At 64.6% G+C, this 19,137-nt stretch carries 16 protein-coding genes and 4 tRNA genes; 5 read left to right on the forward strand and 15 right to left on the reverse strand.

Annotation, left to right across the window (positions count from 1 at the left end; translation table 11 throughout):
* Positions 1–47 precede the first annotated feature (47 nt).
* The gene (locus ISO4_RS11345; protein ID WP_142949887.1) at positions 48–854 is read left to right on the forward strand and encodes an enoyl-ACP reductase FabI; all 807 of its coding nucleotides are present in this window, start codon (positions 48–50) and stop codon (positions 852–854) included.
* A gap of 494 nt (positions 855–1,348) precedes the next feature.
* Here ISO4_RS11345 and ISO4_RS11350 read toward each other — a convergent pair whose 3' ends face one another.
* From ISO4_RS11350 to ISO4_RS11395, 10 genes are all read right to left on the reverse strand, one after another.
* Entirely contained in the window at positions 1,349–3,304 is a 1,956-nt protein-coding gene (locus ISO4_RS11350; protein ID WP_194856289.1) for a SurA N-terminal domain-containing protein, read from the reverse strand.
* Between the two features lie 82 nt (positions 3,305–3,386).
* Positions 3,387–3,463, reverse strand: a tRNA-Asp gene (locus ISO4_RS11355).
* A gap of 10 nt (positions 3,464–3,473) precedes the next feature.
* Entirely contained in the window at positions 3,474–3,746 is a 273-nt protein-coding gene (locus ISO4_RS11360) for an HU family DNA-binding protein (RefSeq protein ID WP_142950004.1), read from the reverse strand.
* A gap of 219 nt (positions 3,747–3,965) precedes the next feature.
* A complete protein-coding gene (lon, locus tag ISO4_RS11365; protein WP_194856290.1) occupies positions 3,966–6,362 on the reverse strand; it encodes an endopeptidase La in 2,397 nt (798 codons plus the stop codon).
* Between the two features lie 45 nt (positions 6,363–6,407).
* Positions 6,408–7,688 (reverse strand): ATP-dependent Clp protease ATP-binding subunit ClpX, encoded by a 1,281-nt coding sequence (gene clpX, locus ISO4_RS11370; protein WP_142950002.1) that lies wholly within the window; start codon positions 7,686–7,688, stop codon positions 6,408–6,410.
* A 118-nt stretch (positions 7,689–7,806) separates the two neighbouring features.
* Positions 7,807–8,457, reverse strand: coding sequence for an ATP-dependent Clp endopeptidase proteolytic subunit ClpP (gene clpP, locus ISO4_RS11375; RefSeq protein WP_083209708.1), 651 nt, complete (start codon positions 8,455–8,457; stop codon positions 7,807–7,809).
* Between the two features lie 313 nt (positions 8,458–8,770).
* Complete coding sequence (tig, locus tag ISO4_RS11380; RefSeq protein ID WP_194856291.1) at positions 8,771–10,081, reverse strand: trigger factor; 1,311 nt, start codon at positions 10,079–10,081, stop codon at positions 8,771–8,773.
* A 151-nt stretch (positions 10,082–10,232) separates the two neighbouring features.
* A tRNA-His gene (locus ISO4_RS11385) sits at positions 10,233–10,308 on the reverse strand.
* Positions 10,309–10,351: 43 nt separating this feature from the next.
* A tRNA-Arg gene (locus tag ISO4_RS11390) sits at positions 10,352–10,428 on the reverse strand.
* 27 nt (positions 10,429–10,455) lie between these two features.
* Positions 10,456–10,532: transfer RNA gene (locus tag ISO4_RS11395), tRNA-Pro, on the reverse strand.
* A gap of 189 nt (positions 10,533–10,721) precedes the next feature.
* On the opposite strand from ISO4_RS11395, the gene folD reads away from it, so the two are divergent.
* Complete coding sequence (gene folD / locus ISO4_RS11400; protein ID WP_142950000.1) at positions 10,722–11,570, forward strand: bifunctional methylenetetrahydrofolate dehydrogenase/methenyltetrahydrofolate cyclohydrolase FolD; 849 nt, start codon at positions 10,722–10,724, stop codon at positions 11,568–11,570.
* Here the strand turns inward: folD and ISO4_RS11405 are convergent.
* Genes ISO4_RS11405 through ISO4_RS11420 form a run of 4 tightly spaced genes read right to left on the reverse strand, consistent with a single transcriptional unit; the run spans position 11,567 to position 16,456 of the window.
* Complete coding sequence (locus ISO4_RS11405) at positions 11,567–12,457, reverse strand: efflux RND transporter periplasmic adaptor subunit (RefSeq protein WP_194856292.1); 891 nt, start codon at positions 12,455–12,457, stop codon at positions 11,567–11,569. The genes folD and ISO4_RS11405 overlap by 4 nt on opposite strands.
* Complete coding sequence (locus tag ISO4_RS11410; protein WP_142949998.1) at positions 12,457–12,669, reverse strand: DUF1656 domain-containing protein; 213 nt, start codon at positions 12,667–12,669, stop codon at positions 12,457–12,459. The genes ISO4_RS11405 and ISO4_RS11410 overlap by 1 nt, the downstream gene beginning before the upstream one ends.
* A complete protein-coding gene (locus tag ISO4_RS11415) occupies positions 12,659–14,767 on the reverse strand; it encodes an FUSC family protein (RefSeq protein ID WP_194856293.1) in 2,109 nt (702 codons plus the stop codon). The genes ISO4_RS11410 and ISO4_RS11415 overlap by 11 nt, the downstream gene beginning before the upstream one ends.
* Before the next feature lie 6 nt (positions 14,768–14,773).
* Entirely contained in the window at positions 14,774–16,456 is a 1,683-nt protein-coding gene (locus tag ISO4_RS11420) for a glutamine--tRNA ligase/YqeY domain fusion protein (RefSeq protein ID WP_194856294.1), read from the reverse strand.
* An 85-nt stretch (positions 16,457–16,541) separates the two neighbouring features.
* Between ISO4_RS11420 and ISO4_RS11425 the strand changes: the two genes are divergently transcribed.
* The 3 genes from ISO4_RS11425 to ISO4_RS11435 are packed head-to-tail and all read left to right on the forward strand — an operon-like array spanning position 16,542 to position 18,362.
* The gene (locus ISO4_RS11425) at positions 16,542–17,039 is read left to right on the forward strand and encodes a peptidylprolyl isomerase (protein ID WP_142949995.1); all 498 of its coding nucleotides are present in this window, start codon (positions 16,542–16,544) and stop codon (positions 17,037–17,039) included.
* A gap of 2 nt (positions 17,040–17,041) precedes the next feature.
* Positions 17,042–17,629, forward strand: coding sequence for a peptidylprolyl isomerase (locus ISO4_RS11430; RefSeq protein WP_194856295.1), 588 nt, complete (start codon positions 17,042–17,044; stop codon positions 17,627–17,629).
* Positions 17,630–17,633: 4 nt separating this feature from the next.
* The gene (locus ISO4_RS11435; RefSeq protein ID WP_194856296.1) at positions 17,634–18,362 is read left to right on the forward strand and encodes a UDP-2,3-diacylglucosamine diphosphatase; all 729 of its coding nucleotides are present in this window, start codon (positions 17,634–17,636) and stop codon (positions 18,360–18,362) included.
* Positions 18,363–18,512: 150 nt separating this feature from the next.
* Here ISO4_RS11435 and miaE read toward each other — a convergent pair whose 3' ends face one another.
* Positions 18,513–19,127, reverse strand: coding sequence for a tRNA-(ms[2]io[6]A)-hydroxylase (gene miaE / locus ISO4_RS11440; protein ID WP_194856297.1), 615 nt, complete (start codon positions 19,125–19,127; stop codon positions 18,513–18,515).
* Positions 19,128–19,137: the final 10 nt, after the last annotated feature.

Consider the following 19,137-nt stretch of genomic DNA (forward strand, 5'->3'; position numbering starts at 1 on the left):
TTTCCCTATACTAGGGCCACATCGAACCGTCGAATCGAGGACATATCATGGGTTTTCTCGCAGGTAAGCGATTTCTGATTGTCGGCGTCGCCAGTGACCGGTCGATCGCCACCGGTATCGCCGAAGCCATGCACCGCGAAGGTGCCGAGCTGGCCTTTACCTACCAGAACGACAAACTGAAAAGCCGGGTGCTGAAAGCCGCCGAGCGCTACGGCAGCAACGAGGCGCTGTGCTTTCCCTGCGACGTGGCCTCCGATGAGCAGATCCAGCAGGTATTCGAAGGGCTCGGCAAGCAGTGGGACGGCCTCGACGGCGTGGTCCACGCGGTGGGCTTCGCCCCGGGCAACGAGCTGGACGGCAACTTCGCCGACGTGGCCACCCGCGAAGGTTTCCGCATCGCCCACGAGATTTCCTCCTACAGCTTCGTGGCCCTGGCCCAGGCGGCCCGCCCGCTGATGAAGGGCCGCAACGGCGCCCTGCTCACCCTCACCTACCACGCCTCCCGGCAAACCGTGCCCAACTACAACGTGATGGGCCTGGCCAAGGCCAGCCTGGAGGCGTCGGTGCGCTATCTGGCGTCCAGCCTGGGCCCGGAAGGCACCCGCGTGAACGGCATTTCCGCCGGCCCGATTCGCACCCTGGCGGCGTCCGGGATCAAGAAATTCCGCAGCATGCTGGACTACAACGCCGCCAAGGCACCGCTGCGCCGCAACGTGACCATCGAGGAAGTGGGCAACACCGCCGCCTTCCTGTGCTCGGATCTGGCCTCCGGCATCAGTTCCGAGATCACCTACGTGGACGGCGGCGCCGCCACCGTGTCCATGCCGTTCGAGGAGCCCGGCGAGGAAAGCTGATTTCCCCTCGCCAAGCCCCACCGAAAAGCCCGCCGAAATGGCGGGTTTTTTCGTTCAGCGGGAGGGGGGCTGGTAGGAGCGGGCCAAGCCCGCGAAAGGCAAGCGGAGCTTGCCGGCAGGATTCCAGAGGCCTTTCTCTCCAGAAAGCCCGTCTCTCCAGAGAGCCCGCACCGGGATCGGGGCAATGGTGAGGCCTGGAGGGAGCTGTTTGGCCAGGGATGGCCAAACTAACAGCGGCCAGGGATGGCTTGAGCGGTCCCGGAAGGCCTCACCATTGCCCCGCGTCTCCGATACGGAGCACCGGACATCGGAGAACCCAGGTCTCTGGTATCCTGCCGGCCGGCTTTGCCGGCCTTTCGCTTGCAAGCAAGCTCCCACAAGGCCCGCTCCCGCAATTCGGGCATCTTCGAGGGTGCGAACCTTTCTGGTCGCGGCCACGCACCCATAAAAAAACCCGCCGGGATGGCGGGCTTTTCGGCTGGCCGGCGAGCCGCTTAGAGCGGCGGGGCCGCCGGCTGGGGCTGGGGCTGCGGCTGTTCGCGGGGCTGGCTGAGGCGATCCGGGTGCAGTTCCACGTCCAGGCTGTCGCGCAGGAACGCCATCACCTGGCGGAAGCCGCGCTCGCCTTCCACGCGCGCCAGCTCCTGCAGGGCCTGGCGCTGCTGCTCCGGCTCCAGGGCGTCCACGGAACCGTCTTCCACGGCGGTCAGCTGGAACGCCACCAGATCACCGTTGCGCAGGCTGGTGAAACGGATCGGGCTGCTTTCGCCTTCGGCGGGCCGGGGCGTGGCGAACACGGCATCCACCACTTCCATGGCCGGCTCGGAGGCGCCGCGCTGCAGATCCGCTTCTTCCTGCACCTCGGCGTCGAGTTGCTCGGCCACGGCCGCCAGGTCGGCGCCCTGCTCCACCGCTGCGCGGGCCTCTTCGGCCAGCGCCTCGGCGCGGGCGCGGGCCTTGCGCAGGCGCAGCTGGGCGCGGATGTCCTCGCTCACTTCCGCCAGCGGCAGCGGCTCGGCGTCCTTCACCTCTTCCAGGCGCAGGGCCAGGAAGCGGCCCGGGGCCACTTCCAGCAGGTCGCTGTTGCGGCCCTGCTCGCGCACGCTTTCGCTGTTGAGCGCTTCGCGGACGCGGGCGTTGTTGAGCGCCGTGGGCAGTTCCTGCATGGAGACCCAGTCGGTGGTCTGCAGTTCCAGGCCCAGCTGCTCGGCGGGCACCTGCAGGTCGCTGTGCTCGTAGACCAGCTCTTCGAGGGTCACCAGATCCTCGGCGAGCAGGGAATCGGACTGGGCGCTCTGCAGATCGGTGACGATCTCGTCGCGCATATCCTCCAGCGGCGGCATTTCGGCGCGCTCTTCCTCGATCACCTTGAGCAGGTGTACGCCGGCGTCGGAAATTACCGGTTCGGAGACGTCGCCCACGTCCATGTCGGCCAGCGCCTCGTCCAGGGAGTCCGGCAGGGAACCCTGACCGACCCGGCCCAGGTTACCGCCGCTGCGCGCGGTGGCGGCGTCGTCGGAATATTCCCGCGCCACCTCGGCGAAGCTGCTGCCCTGCTCCAGCGCCTGGCGCGCCTCGCGGGCCCGCTCCACGGCGGCGTTTTCGTCACGCTCGTCGTTGACGCTGATCAGCACGTGGGCCACTTCCCGGCGGGTGGCGGCGCTGTCACGCATCTGCTTGCGCGCTTCGTATTCGGCGCGGATCTGCTCGTCGGAGATCTCCACGCGATCCCGGTAGCGCTCCGGGGTCAACTCGATATAGCGCACGCGCAGCTGTTCGGGGCGCATGAACTCGGACGTGTTCTGGTCGTAGAAATCCGACACTTCCTGATCGGAAACCTGGGTATCGCCACGCAGGCTGTCCACGCTGAGGCGCACATAGCGAATGTCGCGGCGCTGTTCACCCAGGCGGCGTTGCTCGGCGAGCTCGCCTTCCAGGGCGAAATCGGTGGCCGCGAACGCGTTGCGGTACTGCTGGCTGATGCGCTCCTGGCGCAGCGATTCCAGATAGCCCTGCGGGGTCATGCCCTGGGCGCGCACCATGCGCTCGAACTGGGTTTCCGAAAAGCGACCGTTCTCGTAGAACATGTCGTTATTGCGGATCAACACGGCCGCCTGGGCGTCGCTGAACGCCATGTCCGCGTTGCGCGCGGCGGCGATCATCAATTGCTCGTTCACGATTCCCTGCAGCACCATCTCAGGGCGAATAAACGAATCGAGCATTGATTCATTAATATCCGGGCTCTGCTGGCGCAGCATCTGACGCAGTTGCTGAGTGCGCGAACTGACGTACCCGCGGCTGATTTTGTTGCCTTCCACTTCGGCAACAGCGCTGTCACTACCCCCTCCGGTGAAATACCCGTAAAACCCGGAAATGATAAAGGGAAGAATGATCGCGGCGAGCAGAACCTTGCCCACGGGCCCGCGGACAAATCGTCTGAACTCCTGCATGGTTTACTCCAAGGAATCTCTAATCTTTTTATAGGGTACCGGAAAGCAAAAAAGCGCACCCAAGACGGATACGCTTATGCGCTGGCGGAGCGGACGGGACTCGAACCCGCGACCCCCGGCGTGACAGGCCGGTATTCTAACCAGCTGAACTACCGCTCCTGAAGCCAGATCAGTTCACGGCGTCTTTCAACGCCTTGCCCGCCTTGAAGCCCGGTACGTTGGCAGCGGCGATCTTGATGGTTTCGCCGGTCTGCGGATTGCGACCTTCGCGCGCAGCGCGCTGCTTCACGGAAAAAGTACCGAAGCCCACCAGAGAAACGCTGTCGCCTTTCTTCAGAGCGCCGGTCACGGCATCCAGAGTGGCGTCCAGCGCGCGGCCCGCATCGGCCTTGGAGATATCGGAAGCCGCGGCGATGGCGTCAATCAGTTCGGATTTATTCACAAAATTCCCCTTTTCTATTTCCCGGTTTTATGGTCGAGGCGCGATGCACTCTCCGTATGACGAAGCCGCCTTTATACCAATGGGCCTAGGGGGCGTCAAGGAAGGATAAGTGCAGTCACACCAGCTTGGATAAAAGTAAAAAACCTTTTTGATCAATCATTTAAAGACGAACAACAAAGTCACGGAAGAGCTCTTGAGACGGCCCGCCACCCATTTGGTTCAATGGGTGCTGGGCCGTTCCGAACCTTTCCGCGCTTTTTCTTCGGCCAGAGCGAGGTCTTCTTCCACTTCCGCCTCGCTCAGCGGCGTGGGAGTGTGCGTTAACGCCAACTCCAACACCTGGTCGATCCATTTTACCGGCCGGATATCCAGAGCCTCTTTGATCTTGTCCGGAATTTCCTTGAGGTCCCGCTCATTTTCCTGCGGAATCAGCACGGTTTTAATGCCGCCGCGATGGGCGGCGAGCAGTTTTTCCTTGAGCCCACCGATGGCCAGCACCTGGCCGCGCAGGGTGATCTCACCGGTCATCGCCACGTCGGCGCGCACCGGAATGCCGGTCAGTACCGACACCATGGCGGTGCACATGCCGATGCCGGCACTGGGCCCATCCTTCGGCGTGGCGCCCTCGGGCACGTGGATATGGACGTCGTTGCGTTCCAGTTGCCGGCGGCGGATACCCAGGTTGCCGGAGCGGCTTTTCACCACCGTCCAGGCCGCCTGGATGGACTCCTGCATCACATCACCGAGCGAGCCGGTGGTGGTGACACGGCCCTTGCCGGGGGTGGACACGCCTTCGATGGTGAGCAGTTCACCGCCCACCGAAGTCCACGCCAGGCCGGTGACCTGACCGATCTGATCCTTCTCTTCGGCGCGCCCGTAATCGTACTTGCGCACGCCCAGATAATGATCAATGTTTTCCGGCGTAAGGGTAATGGTGCGGTTCTCTTTTTCCAGCAGATTTTCCTTCACCACCTTACGGCAGATCTTGCTGATTTCCCGCTCCAGGCCACGCACCCCGGATTCCCGGGTGTAATGACGCACGATGAACTGCAGCGCCTTGTCATCCAGCACCAGTTCGTTCTCGCGCAGACCGTTGGACTTGATCTGCTTGGGAATCAGGTACTGGGAGGCGATGTTGATCTTCTCGTCCTCGGTGTAACCGGGCAGACGAATCACTTCCATGCGGTCCAGCAACGGCGCCGGAATATTCATGGAATTGGAGGTGCAGATAAACAGGGTTTCGGACAGGTTGTAGTCCACTTCCAGGTAGTGATCGCTGAAGGTGTGGTTCTGTTCCGGATCCAGCACTTCCAGCAACGCCGACGCCGGGTCGCCACGCATGTCCATGCCCATCTTGTCGACTTCGTCGAGCAGGAACAGCGGGTTGCGCACGCCCACCTTGGACAGCTTCTGAATCACCTTGCCCGGCAGCGAGCCGATGTAGGTGCGCCGGTGACCGCGAATCTCCGCCTCATCACGGACGCCGCCCAGGGCCATGCGCACGAACTTGCGGTTGGTGGCGCGCGCCACCGACTGCCCCAGGGAGGTTTTGCCCACCCCGGGCGGGCCCACCAGACACAGTACCGGACCTTTTACCTTGCCGACCCGGCTTTGCACGGCGAGAAATTCCAGAATGCGCTCTTTCACTTCTTCCAGGCCGTAGTGATCCTGGTCGAGAATTTCCTTGGCGTGGGCCAGATCGTGACGCACCCGGCTGCGCTTCTTCCACGGCACCGAGGTCATCCAATCCAGGTAACTGCGCACCACCGTCGCCTCGGCGGACATCGGCGACATCATGCGCAGCTTGTTCAATTCGTTCTTGGACTTTTCCTTGGCGTCCTTGGGCATGCCGGAGTTGTCGATCTTTTTTTCCAGATCCTCCAGCTCGTTGCCGCTGTCGTCCAGGTCGCCGAGTTCTTTCTGAATCGCCTTCATCTGCTCATTCAGATAGTACTCGCGCTGGCTCTTCTCCATCTGTTTCTTGACCCGGCCACGGATGCGCTTTTCCACCTTCAGCACATCCATGTCGGATTCCATCAGCGCCACCAGATGCTCGACACGCTCGCGCACGTCGACCATTTCCAGGACGTCCTGCTTCTCTTCGAGCTTGAGCTGGAGGTGGGCGGAGATGGTGTCGGCCAGGCGGCTGACCTCGTCGATGGAGGACACCGAATTCATGATCTCCGGCGCCACTTTTTTGGACAGCTTGACGTATTCCTCGAACTTGGCGAGCAACGAGCGGGACAAGGCGTCCTGCTCGCTTTCCGACGGCATCTGATTGTCCAGTTCGCGGACATCGGCGACGCCGCCCTCCTCGCCGAAGCGGGCCTTGCTGATGTGGCCGCGGGCGCCGCCCTCGACCAGCACTTTGACGGTGCCGTCGGGGAGCTTGAGCATCTGCAGGATGGTGGACACGGTGCCCACCCGGTAAATATCGCTTTCCGCGGGATCGTCATCGGACGCGTTGCGCTGCGCCACCAGCATGATCTGCTTGTCGCTGGCCATGGCGGCTTCCAGGGCCGCAATGGACTTCTCCCGGCCGACGAACAGCGGGATCACCATATGCGGGTAGACCACCACGTCACGCAGTGGCAGCAACGGAATATCTTTCAGCACGTATCGCCCCTTTGTTGGTTTACGACCATCAACCGGTCGCGCGGATCAATCCGGCGCGACCCTGGACGTTTGCTCGCTGTTCTCGTAAATCAGAAGCGGTTCGGACTCACCGTCGATGGTGGCACTGTCGATCACCACCTTGGCGACGCCATCCAGCGACGGCACCTGATACATGGTATCCAGCAGCACCGCCTCGAGGATCGAACGCAGGCCCCGGGCGCCGGATTTGCGCTCCATGGCCTTGCGCGCCACCGCTCGCAGGGCGTCGTCGCGGAAGTCGAGTTCCACGCCTTCCATCTCGAACAGGCGGACGTACTGTTTGGTCAGTGCGTTGCGCGGTTCGGTAAGAATCTGTACCAGCGCCTCCTCGGAGAGCTCCTCCAGGGTGGCGATCACCGGCAAGCGGCCGATGAATTCGGGAATCAGGCCGTACTTGACCAGATCCTCCGGCTCCACGCCGGCCAGGGTTTCGCCCATGGACAGCACGGTTTCCTTGCTCTTCACCTCGGCGGAGAAGCCGATGCCGCCCTTGTCGGAACGGTCGCGGATCACCTTGTCCAGACCGGCGAAGGCGCCGCCGCAGATGAACAGAATGTTGGAGGTGTCGACCTGCAGGAACTCCTGTTGCGGATGCTTGCGGCCGCCCTGGGGCGGCACCGAGGCCACGGTGCCCTCGATCAGCTTGAGCAGCGCCTGCTGCACACCCTCGCCGCTCACGTCGCGGGTGATCGACGGGTTGTCCGACTTGCGGGAAATCTTGTCGATTTCGTCGATGTAGACGATGCCGCGCTGGGCCTTGTCCACGTCGTAGTCACACTTCTGCAACAGCTTCTGGATTATGTTTTCCACGTCCTCGCCCACATAGCCCGCTTCGGTGAGCGTGGTGGCGTCGGCGATCGTGAACGGCACGTTGAGCAGGCGCGCCAGCGTTTCCGCGAGCAGCGTTTTACCACTGCCGGTGGGACCGATAAGCAAGATGTTGCTCTTGCCCAGTTCCACTTCCTCGCGGCTGCGGCCCTGGCTGCCCAGGCGCTTGTAGTGGTTGTACACGGCCACGGAAAGCACCCGCTTGGCGCGCTCCTGACCGATCACGTAATCATCCAGCGTGGTCTTGATTTCCTGGGGCTTGGGCAGACGCTCGTCGCCGCTGTCACCGGTCTCTTCCTGGACCTCTTCGCGGATGATGTCGTTACAGAGATCCACACACTCGTCGCAGATAAAGACCGACGGGCCCGCGATCAGTTTGCGAACTTCGTGCTGGCTCTTGCCGCAGAACGAGCAGTACAGCAGTTTGCCGTCGTCGCCCTTTCCGGTGTTATCGGTCATCGAATCGCCTCTGAACCTGGTAGTCACTTTGAAGATGCAGGGAGAGCGCGGCTTTTTCAAGCCCGCTCAGGCCCCGGCGACCGCCATTCGGCCGCTTTCATACGCCGTTCCGGCGGGCTCAGCGGCGGCTGAGCACCTCGTCGACCAGACCGTATTCCTTGGCCTGGGTGGCGTCCATGAAGTTATCGCGATCGGTGTCGCGCTCCACCACTTCCAGCGGCTGGCCGGTGTGGTGGGAGAGCATGCGGTTGAGATCCTCTTTGATCTTGAGGATTTCGCGGGCATGGATCTCGATGTCGGAAGCCTGACCCTGGAAGCCGCCCAGCGGCTGGTGGATCATCACCCGGGCGTTGGGCAGCGCGTAGCGCTTGCCCTTCTCGCCGGCGGCGAGCAGGAAGGCGCCCATGCTGGCCGCCTGGCCGATGCACATGGTGGACACCGCGGGCTTCACGAACTGCATGGTGTCGTAGATCGACATGCCGGCGGTCACCGAACCGCCCGGGCTGTTGATGTACAGGTTGATGTCCTTGTCCGGGTTTTCCGACTCCAGGAACAACATCTGGGCGACGATCAGGTTGGCCATGTAGTCCTCAACCTGGCCGACCATGAAAATAACCCGCTCTTTCAGCAGACGGGAATAAATGTCGAAGGAACGCTCGCCCCGTGAGGTCTGCTCGATCACCACGGGCACCAGACCCACGTTGGTCGGGTCCTGCATCAAAGTCTTCATCTCCGGCGTTACGGAGGTGATCCGGCTCAGGTCTATCATCTAGCGCTTCCTATATCTGCGTGTCCCGCTCCGGCGTGTCCGCAACCTGCTGTTCCGGCGCCGCGGCCTGTGAACGGGTATTGGGGCGAACCGGCCCTGTTACAAGGTGTTCGCCCGATAGCGGTCACCTGATAGTAAGGTGGCCCCCGTGGGGCGTCTATAAAGGCGGGGCAATATGGCGTTCAACTGCGCAAAAGTTGCACAAAAGCGGCCTTTTAGAACAAAAAAACCTCCGAAATACCGTTTTCCGGTACGTCGGAGGTCTTCCGCCCGGACCCTGTCGGCGGGTCCGGGGCAACGCCTGGCGTTGTGATCAGCCCTGCTGGTCGCGCGGCTTGACCGCGTCCTGGTAGGACATGCTCTTCTCTTCCACCTTGGCGGATTCCAGTACGAAGTCCACCACCTGGTCTTCCAGCACCGCGCCTTCGATCTGCTGAAGTTGCTGCGGGTTGCTGTACACCCAGTTAACCAGTTCCTCGGGCTGCTCGTACTGAGAGGCGATCTCTTCCACCCGCGCCTTGACGCGATCCGCGTCCGGCTTGATCTCGTGCTTCTCGAGGATCGCGCGCACCACCAGGCCGAGCCGCGCGGAGCGCTGCGCCTGCTCGCGGAACAGCTCTTCGGGCAGCATCGACGCGTCGAACTGCTGGCCGCCACCGAACTGCTGCATCATCTGCTGACGCATGCGGTCGATTTCCTGCTTCACCAGCGCTTCCGGCAGATCGAAGTCGTGGGCCTGGGCAAGACCGTCCATGACCTGTTCCTTCACCTTGCCGGACACCGCGTTCTTCAGCTCGCGCTCCATGTTCTTGCGCACTTCCGCCTTGAACTGCTCCAGGTCGCCGTCCTCGACGCCGAACGCCTTCATGAACTCGGCGTCCACTTCCGGCAGCTGCTTGGCTTCGACGCTGTTCACCTTGATCTGGAACACCACCGCCTGGCCTTTCAGCTCCTCGGACTGGTAGTCCTCCGGGAAGGTCACCTCGATGTCCTTCTCTTCGCCGGGCTTCATGCCGACGATGCCGTCCTCGAAACCGGGGATCATCTGGCCGGAGCCCAGCTCCAGGTTCTGGCCTTCGGCGCTGCCGCCTTCGAAGGCTTCACCGTCCTTCAGGCCCTTGAAGTCGATGTTGACGCGGTCGCCGGTCTGCGCGGCGCGCTCCACGGCTTCGTACTCGGAGCGCTGCTCGCGCAGCGTCTCGATCATCTGCTCCACGTCGGCGTCGCTGATCTCGGCCACCGGCTTTTCCACTTCCACGCTGTCCAGCGGCGCCAGTTCCACGTCCGGGTACACCTCGAAGGTGGCGACGAACTCCAGATCCTGGCCGGCCTCGTTCTTGGTGGCCTCGAAACCGGGCATGCCGGCCGGCTGCAGGGATTCCTGCTCCACCGCCTCAATAAAGGATTCGCGCATCACGTCGGCGAGGACCTCGTTACGCACCGCATCACCGAAGCGACGTTTCACTTCCCGCATCGGCACCTTGCCCGGGCGGAAGCCGTTCAGGCGGACGCTTTTCTGGGCCTCGCGCAGCTTGGTGTCGACCGCCGAATCCACTTTTTCCGCGGGTACGCCCACGGTCAAACGCCGTTCCAGACCTGATGTCGTTTCTACGGAAACCTGCATAACATCCTCTTTATAAAGACTTTTTGGTCCACGGCCGACCGTGCCGGCCCGGACCGCATACTTTGAAGGGCGGCAATTATAGTCAATGCCCGCCGCCATGAACACCGATACGAAAAAAGCCCCCGGGGATTACCCCCGGAGGCTTCAATGTTGGGGTGGCTGATGGGATTTGAACCCACGACCACCGGAGTCACAATCCGGGGCTCTACCAACTGAGCTACAGCCACCAGCAAAACTGGTTTGGTACTTTGTGTGCCTGTCGGCGCGCTTTGGCGCGCCTGGCAGGGCTCGAACCTGCAACCTACGGCTTAGAAGGCCGTTGCTCTATCCAATTGAGCTACAGGCGCTGAACCGGTAAAACGTCTTCGCTTGACTGGTCGGGGTGGAGGGATTCGAACCCCCGACATCCTGCTCCCAAAGCAGGCGCGCTACCAGGCTGCGCTACACCCCGCCGAGCAGGTCGAGCGAGGCGGCATAATACTCGCCGCCCCCGGGAGCGTCAACGCCGCGCGCCCGGCGCCGGAACCGTTCGCTGGATTATTCGCCAGCCGCGCCGCGAACCGGTCCGCGCGCCCCTTTGCCCCACCGCGGCCGGCGTGCGAAAATCCGCGCCTCCCGATTCCCGACCAAGAGACACTCAATGAGCGCGCAGATTCTGGATGGCAAGGCACTGGCCCAGCATTTCGAAGAGGAAATGCGCCGTCGCGTGGACGCTCTCAAGGCGAAAGCCGACGGACGCACCCCTATTTTGGCGACCCTGCTGGTGGGCGCCGACCCGGCTTCCGCCACCTACGTAAAGATGAAGGGCAACGCCTGCCGCCGGGTCGGCATGGACTCCCGGGCCATCGAACTGCCCGAGGACACCACCACCGAGCAGTTGCTCGCGCAGATCGAAGAGCTCAACAACAACCCGGACGTGCACGGCATTCTCCTGCAGCACCCGGTGCCGGAGCAGATCGACGAGCGCCGCTGTTTCGACGCCATCAGCCTGGAGAAGGACGTGGACGGCGTCACCTGCCTGGGCTTCGGCCGCATGGCCATGGGCGAGCCGGCCTACGGCTGCGCCACCCCCAAGGGCATCATGCGCATCCTGGAGCACTACCAGATTCCGCTGGAGGGCAAGCACGCCGTGGTGGTGGGCCGCAGCGCCATTCTCGGCAAACCCATGGCGCTGATGCTGCTGGGCGCCAACGCCACCGTCACCATCTGCCACAGCCGCACCCAAAACCTGCCGGAGTTGGTCAAGCAGGCGGACATCGTGGTGGGCGCCGTGGGCCGCCCGGAATTCATCAAGGCGGACTGGATCAAGGACGGCGCCGTGGTGGTGGACGCCGGCTTCCACCCGGAAAAATGCGGCGACATCGAACTGGCGCCGCTCGCCGACCGGGTGGCCGCCTACACGCCGGTGCCCGGCGGCGTCGGGCCGATGACCATCAACACCCTGATCTTCCAGACCCTGGAAGCGGGCGAAAAGGCGTTCGGCGTCTAATCGCGGTCCAGGATCCTGACGCTGGCGGTCATGCCCGCCGCCAGCGTCAGCGACTCGGGCACCGCCCGCAGCTCGATCTGCACCGGAATCCGCTGGGCCAGCCGCACCCATTCAAAGGTCGGCGCCACCTCCGCCAGACCCTGGTCGCCACCGGCCACCGCGTTAGCGTTGCCGATGCCCCGGGCGATGCCGGCCACCCGCCCTTCCAGCGGCCGATCCACGCCCAGCAATCGCACCCGCGCCGGGTCGCCCACCCGGATCCGGTGCACCTGGGTTTCCCGAAAATACGCCTCCACCCAGAACGAATCGCCGTCCACCAGGGTCAGCACCGGCTCGCCGGCACGGGCGTAATCGCCGGCGTGGGCCAGAAGATGGGTCACATGGCCGTCGGCGGGCGCGCTCACCCGGGTGCGCGCCAGGTCCAGCTCGGCTTTTTGCAGCGCCGCCTGGGCGGCCTGCAGGTCGGCCCGCGCCACGTCCGCCAGGCTGGTGGCCTCCTCGCGCTCCTCGGCGGACACTGCCCGCCCCAGGCGGTCACGGCGGGCGGCTTCGTCGCTGCGCAGTTTCGACTCCAGCCGGCGGTGCTCCAGTTCGGCCCGGGCCTGGTGCAGGGCCAGCCGGTAGCGTTCCGGATCCACCACGAACAGCGGGTCGCCCTGCGCCACCCGGGCGTTGTTGCTCACGTTCAGCCCGGTAATCGGCCCGGACACATCCGGCGCCACCTGAATCACCGCCGCGCGCACCCGGGCGTCGCGGGTCCACAGGGTGTGCATGTACTGATGCCAGAAAAACCACACCGCCAGGGCCGCGCCGGCCACCAGCACCAGGGTGATTAAAAACGGGCGCCAGCGGCGGCGCCGGCCTTCGTCCGCGCGGGATTCAGCCATCACACTCTCCCTATAAGCATCAGCAGGCCCAGCGCCAGGGCCAGACTCATCACCAGCACACACAGGCCCGCCAGGGCCGGATGCCAGACAAACCGGTAGCCGTCGTAGCGGCTGATCAGCCCGTTAACGGGCCAGAATATCAGCAACCCCAACACCACCACCGGAATCAGCGGCGGCAGCAGCACACCGGCCAGATTGATCTCATGCAGCACCGTTCGCCTCCAGTCCCCGCCAGGGGCCGTCGCCGGACCCGCTCAGGAAAAAGCCCGCGTTGCCACGGATAATATTGATCTGCATGCGCAGGCGCACCACCGCCCGCACCAGCCGGCGGCGCTCGCCGTCGCTGGCGGCGCTGTCGTAGGCGCGCCGGCACTGGCCGGCCACGGTGTCGGCGCGGGCCGCCAAGGCCAGCCAGCGGTCCTGGTCGCCATCCCGCAGGGCGCGCTGGGTGTCGCGGATCAGGCGGGCCAGCGCCAGCCGCACCGGGGCCGGCACGCCGCGCCGGCACAGCGCGTCCATATAAAGCAGCCCGAGCCCCAGGGTCACCGCGGCCAGCGCGCCCTGCAGCAGCTCGCCGTCGCGGGGGTGGTCCGGATCGAGCCTGGGCAGCGTACGGCTGATGCGGTCGTAGAGCTGGCTTTCCATTTCATGGCGGGGGCGCCGCCGCCGGATCGGCCAGCGCCCCAGGGTCCGGCACAGATCCCGGCACAGCCGGCACCGGGCCCGGGCGGCGTCGTCGCCGGGCCACAGCAACAGGAACGCCAACACCGCGAAGCCCATGCCCAGCCCCAGACCGATCATATTGTTGAACAGCGGCGCGGCGGAAAAGTCCTGCACCGGGCGCAGGTCCAGCAACAGCGGGAAGAAGATGGTCAGCGCGGTGCCGGTGGCCACCGTGGCCGGCCGCGCCATCGCCAGCCCGGCCAGCAGATACAGCGGCGCCAGCCACAGCACCAGGGCCGGAAAGCCGTCGCTGGCGGGCAACAGCACCAGCCGGTAGAGCGTGGCCAGCACGGTGGCCAGCAAGGCGCCCTTGATAAAGCCTTTCACCGCCGCCAGCGGGTCGTCGCGGGTGGAAAACAGCGCGCAGATCACCCCCACCTGGATCTCCATGGCCGCCCCCTGGGGCGCCGCGCTCCAGAACCACAGCGCCACCGTGGCGCCCAGCGCCAGCGCCGCCCGGGCGCCGTTGCGCCAGGCCTGCCCATAATCCAGATGCAGGCGCGAGGTACCGGCGCGCCAGCGCACCGGCGTGGCCTGATCGGTGAGCATGGCGTAGAGCGCCACGCTGGAGCGCAGCCGGTCGCACAATTCGGCGCTGTGCTCCAGCACCAGTTGCAGCGCGTAGAAGCGTTGCTCGTCATGGCTGAGCAGTTCGCCGCGCAGCGAGCGGGCCAGTTCCCGGGCGCGCTGGTAGAGCGCCGACAGGGTCTCCCGAAGGGCCGCCGGGGACGCCTCCGGATCCAGGCGCGCGATGTCGGCGAGCAGCAGCGCCACCTGGTCCTGGTGGTGGCGCTCCGCGTAGCGGTTCACATAGGTGTTCAGCGGCCCCACCGAGGAGATCAGCGCCAGCATCTCGTGGCCCAGCCGGCGGCAAAGACCGGCGTGGCGGCGCAGCCGGGCGGAATCGAACAGGGCGTGCTCGCGCTGGGCCTCCAGCGCCATGCCGCTGGTGATCAGCGCCTGGCGGCGCCGCTGCAGCGCCGGCGCGTCGAGCCGGCCGCCGGCGCTGTCCGCCACCAGGCGGATCAGTCCCACCAGCTGTTCGCGGCTCTGTTGTAGGTAGCTGCGCCCGGCGGACCGGGGCCACACCAGCACGCTCATCAGGCTCACGCAGAGAATGCCCAGGCCGATCTCGGTGACCCGCGCCACCGCCATGGTGAACGCCTGGTCCGGCTGCAGCACCGCCGGCACGCCCACGATCAGGGCGCTGTAACCGGCCAGCACGAAGGCGTAGGAGCGGAAGTTACGCAGCAGGCTGGCGCACAGGGTGCAAAGCCCCAGCCACACCGCCAGGGCGACGAAAAACAGGGTATGCAACTGGGCCAGGGTGGCCACCAGCACCACCGCCATGGCGGCGCCGGCCAGGGTGCCGAGCAAGCGGTAAATGCCCTTGGCCAGCACCATGCCGCCCAGCGGCTGGGCGACGATATAGACCGTCATCAAGGCCCATTTGGGCTCGTCCAGGCCCAGGGCCAGAGCAATATAGAGCGCCAGCATGCCGGCGCTGAAGGTACGCAGGGTGAATTGCCACTCCCGCCGCCCGGCCTCGCGCAGGAACGCGGGGAGCCTGACGGCGGCGAAGACCATCGTGGCTCAGGCCTCGCGGGGCCAGGACTCGCGCAGACCCACGGTGCGGTTGAACACCAGCCGGCCGTCAACGCTGTCCCGGTCGACGCAGAAGTAGCCTTCGCGCTCGAACTGAAAGCGGCTTTCCGGCCCGGCGTCGCGCAGGCCCGGCTCCACCACGCAGCCTTGCAGCACGCGCAGCGACTCCGGGTTGATGTTGTCCAGGAAGCTCTCGCCCTCGGCCACTTTCGACGGGTTGGCGGTCTGGAACAGGCGGTCGTACAGGCGCACCTCGCAGGGCAGGCCCCGATCGGCGCTGACCCAGTGGATGACGCCGCGCATTTTGCCCTGCCCTTCCGCCGGCTCCGGGTTCTTGCCCAGGGTGTCCGGGTCGTAGCTGCAGCGCACTTCGACGATCTCACCGTCGGCGTCGCGGACGATGTCCTCCGCCTGGATCACATAGCCGTAGCGCAGCCGCACCCGGTCGCCGAGCACCAGCCGCTTGTACTTTTTGTTGGCCTCCTCGCGGAAGTCCTCCCGGTCGATGTACACCTCGCGGGTGAGCGGCATGCGGCGGGTGCCCATGTCTTCGTTCTGCGGGTGCACGGGCGCGTCCAGCCACTCTTCCCGGTCTTCCGGCCAGTTCTCGATCACCAGCTTGAGTGGGTTGAGCACGCAGAAGGCGCGCGGCGCGTTGTGGTTAAGATCATCGCGCACCGAGGCTTCCAGGATGCTCATGTCGATCACCGAGTCTGCGCGGCTGACGCCCAGGTTCTCGCAGAAATGGCGGATCGCGGCGGGCGTGTAGCCGCGCCGGCGCAGGCCGCTCAGGGTGGGCAGGCGCGGATCGTCCCAGCCGTCCACGTGGCCTTCGTCCACCAGCAGCTTGAGGCGGCGTTTGCTGGTCACGGTAAAATTCAGATTGAGGCGGGCGAACTCGTACTGGCGCGGCTCATCAGGGAGGTCCACGTTCTCCACCAGCCAGTCGTACAGCGGCCGGTGATCCTCGAACTCCAGGGTGCAGAGACTGTGGGTGATGCCTTCCAGCGCGTCCGAGAGCGGATGGGTGAAATCGTACATCGGGTAGATCACCCACTTGTCACCGGTCTGGTGATGCGCCTTTTTGCGTATCCGGTAGAGCACCGGGTCGCGCATGTTCAGGTTGGGGCTCTGCATGTCGATGCGGGCGCGCAGCACCGCGGCGCCCTCGTCGAACTTGTTGTCGCGCATGTCGGCGAACAGCGCCAGGTTCTCTTCCACGGAGCGGTCCCGGTGCGGGCTGTTACGCCCCGGGGTGGTGAAGTTACCGCGCATCTCCGCGATCTGCTCCGGCGACTGGGTGTCCACATAGGCCAGGCCCTTGCGGATCAGGGCCACCGCCAGATCGTAAAGCTGGTCGAAATAGTCGCTGGCGAAGCGCACCGGGCCGGCCCACTGGAAGCCGAGCCATTCCACGTCCTTCTTGATGGAGTGGATGTACTCGTCCTCTTCCTTTTCCGGGTTGGTGTCGTCAAAGCGCAGATGACAGGCGCCGCCGTAGGATTCGGCGATGCCGAAATTCAGGCAAATCGACTTGGCGTGACCGATATGCAGGTAGCCGTTCGGCTCCGGCGGGAACCGGGTCACCACCCGGCCATTGTTTTTTCCTTCGGCCAGGTCACGATCGATGATCTGTCTGATAAAGTTACTGGGCGCTTTTGCTTCACTCATTGAGCCGCCTGCGGCTGAAATACGGGGTTGGCTAGTGTAAAGTGCGCCCCCCTAAAGTCAAAGACTCCCAGGACCCGGAGACCCCATGAAAGTGCTGTTGACCACCACCTATGGAAAGATCGTTCTGCAACTGGATACGGTGCGCGCCCCCGCCACCACCGAGAACTTCGTGCAATACGTCAGGGACGGGCATTATGACGGCACCATTTTTCACCGGGTGATCAGTAACTTCATGATCCAGGGTGGTGGTTTCACCCCGGACATGGAGCAGAAACCGACCCGCCCCCCGATCGAGAACGAAGCCGGCAACGGCCTCTCCAACGAGACCGGTACCGTGGCCATGGCCCGCACCTCGGACCCGCACTCCGCCAGTGCCCAGTTCTTCGTCAACGTGGCCGATAACCACTTCCTGGACCAGGCCCGCTCCCCGGACGGTTGGGGCTACGCGGTGTTCGGCAAGGTGGTGGAAGGCATGGAAACCGTGGAGCGCATCAAGGGCGTGCCCACCGGCAACAAGGGCTTCCACCAGGACGTGCCCCGTGAAGACGTGATGATCGAATCCGCCCAAGTGCTGGAGGAGTAAGGATGCGCTGGCTGCTTCCCCTGCTGGCGCTGTTGCCGGCGCTGGCGCTGGCCGAAGGGCCGCGCGTGACCCTGAACACCTCCCAGGGCGAGATCGTCATCGAGCTCAACCAGGAACAGGCGCCGGCCACCACCGCCAACTTCCTCGAGTACGTGGACGCCGGCTTTTATGACGGCACCGTGTTCCACCGGGTGATCCGCGGCTTCATGATCCAGGGCGGCGGTTTCACCCTGGACGGCGAACGGAACGGTCTACAACAGAAAAAGACCCGCGCCCCGATCCGCAACGAGGCGGACAACGGCCTGGAGAACCGGCGCGGCACCATCGCCATGGCCCGCACCGGCAACCCGCACTCCGCCACCGCCCAGTTCTTTATTAACCTGGTCGACAACCGCAGCCTCAACCACAGCGGCAAAACCCCGCGCGGCTGGGGCTATACGGTGTTCGGCGAAGTGGTCGAAGGCATGGACACCGTGGACCGGATCGCCGGCGTCGCCACCGGCAGCCAGCGCCTGAACGGGCAGCCCGCCCGGGACGTGCCCAAGGAACCGGTGGTGATCGAAACCGCCCGCCGTGCTGACAACCCCTAAGCCTATGACTTACAGCCTGCTTATTTCCGATCTGCATCTGGATCCGGCCCGCCCGGAACACCTGGCCGCGCTGGAAACCCTGCTCGACAACCACGCCGGCAAGGCCGACCGCCTCTATGTGTTGGGGGATCTGTTCGAAGCCTGGATCGGCGACGACGATGACAGCCCCTTCAACCGCCAGGCGATCGACGCCTTCCGACGCTTTTCCGACGCCGGGTCCGAACTGTTCTTCATGCACGGCAACCGGGACTTTCTGCTCGGCGACAAGTTCGCCGACGACTGCGGCGGCGTGCTGCTGGACGAAGGCACCGTGGCCGACCTGTACGGCACCCGCGCCCTGCTGATGCACGGCGACAGCCTGTGCACCGAAGACCACGCCTACCAGCAATTCCGCGCCATGGCCCGCGACCCCCAATGGCAGCAAGGCATGCTCGCCAAACCCCTGGAAGAACGCCGCGCCCTCGCCCAGGGCATGCGCATGCAGAGCCAGGGCAACAACGCCAACAAACCGGAAAACATCATGGACGTGACCCCGGCGGAGGTGGTGCGCGTCATGGAAGAGGCCGGCGTCCGCCACCTGATCCACGGCCACACCCACCGCCCCGCCGTCCACGACGTGGCCCTCAAAGACGGCACAGGCACCCGCTGGGTGCTCGGCGATTGGGGGGAACTAGGTTGGTGGATCGTGGCGGATAGCGATGGGCTCCGCCTCGAAAACTGGGAAATCAGTTAATAGTTAACAGTGAACAGTTAATAGTTGCGCGGGGAGGGCTTGGTGGATTCGTCGGCCTTGCTGCCCGCGCTTCTTGCGGTATCGCAACGGAGCCCTTGCGTTCCCGCAACCCCGCCCCCTCTTCCGCTGTTAACTATTAACTATTAACTGTTAACTATTAACTGCTTCCGGTGTTCCGGAGTGAAACCGGAATTCGCTGTCCGGTGACTCGATCAACGCCCTCTCCTTTTCCTTGAAGAACGCCACACGTGCGTCGATGGGTTCCTCGGCGTAGCGCCGGGCGAGGTTCAGGTAGTCCTCGAAGTGGCGGGATTCGCTTTTCAGCAGGTAGCGGTAGTAGAGGCCCAGTTCGGCGTCGACGTGGGGCGCGAGCGCGGCGAAGCGTTCGCAGGAGCGGGCTTCGATCAGGGCGCCGACGATCAGGGTGTCCACCAAGCGCTGCGGTTCCGAGGTGCGGACCTCGGCGCGCAGGGCGCCGGCGTAGCGGGACGGCGATAAATGGTCGTAGCGGATGCCGCGCTCGCGCATCAGGCCGACCACCTGTTCGAAGTGCAGCAGTTCTTCCCGGGCCAGCTGGCTCAGGTTGTCGAGCAGTTCCGGGCGGTCCACGTAGCGGAACATCAGGTTGAGCGCGGTGGAGGCCGCTTTCTTCTCGCAGTGCGCGTGGTCGATCAGCAGCAGCGTCTCGTTGTCCAGCGCCCAGCCGATCCACGCTTGCGGCGTCCGGCAGGGTAAAAACTCGAGCAGCGGGGCAATGTCGGTCATGGGCACCTCG

Source organism: Alloalcanivorax venustensis ISO4 (genome assembly GCF_015356855.1).
GTDB lineage: Bacteria > Pseudomonadota > Gammaproteobacteria > Pseudomonadales > Alcanivoracaceae > Alloalcanivorax > Alloalcanivorax venustensis.

Coding starts and splice junctions, on each gene's coding strand:
- ISO4_RS11425 (WP_142949995.1), top strand. CDS start 16,542: ATGAAAGTGCTGTTGACCACCACCTATGGAAAGATCGTTCTGCAACTG.
- folD (WP_142950000.1), top strand. CDS start 10,722: ATGAGCGCGCAGATTCTGGATGGCAAGGCACTGGCCCAGCATTTCGAA.
- miaE (WP_194856297.1), bottom strand. CDS start 19,127: ATGACCGACATTGCCCCGCTGCTCGAGTTTTTACCCTGCCGGACGCCG.
- ISO4_RS11345 (WP_142949887.1), top strand. CDS start 48: ATGGGTTTTCTCGCAGGTAAGCGATTTCTGATTGTCGGCGTCGCCAGT.
- ISO4_RS11350 (WP_194856289.1), bottom strand. CDS start 3,304: ATGCAGGAGTTCAGACGATTTGTCCGCGGGCCCGTGGGCAAGGTTCTG.
- clpP (WP_083209708.1), bottom strand. CDS start 8,457: ATGATAGACCTGAGCCGGATCACCTCCGTAACGCCGGAGATGAAGACT.
- ISO4_RS11405 (WP_194856292.1), bottom strand. CDS start 12,457: ATGGCTGAATCCCGCGCGGACGAAGGCCGGCGCCGCCGCTGGCGCCCG.
- ISO4_RS11415 (WP_194856293.1), bottom strand. CDS start 14,767: ATGGTCTTCGCCGCCGTCAGGCTCCCCGCGTTCCTGCGCGAGGCCGGG.
- clpX (WP_142950002.1), bottom strand. CDS start 7,688: ATGACCGATAACACCGGAAAGGGCGACGACGGCAAACTGCTGTACTGC.
- tig (WP_194856291.1), bottom strand. CDS start 10,081: ATGCAGGTTTCCGTAGAAACGACATCAGGTCTGGAACGGCGTTTGACC.
- ISO4_RS11435 (WP_194856296.1), top strand. CDS start 17,634: ATGACTTACAGCCTGCTTATTTCCGATCTGCATCTGGATCCGGCCCGC.
- ISO4_RS11420 (WP_194856294.1), bottom strand. CDS start 16,456: ATGAGTGAAGCAAAAGCGCCCAGTAACTTTATCAGACAGATCATCGAT.
- ISO4_RS11430 (WP_194856295.1), top strand. CDS start 17,042: ATGCGCTGGCTGCTTCCCCTGCTGGCGCTGTTGCCGGCGCTGGCGCTG.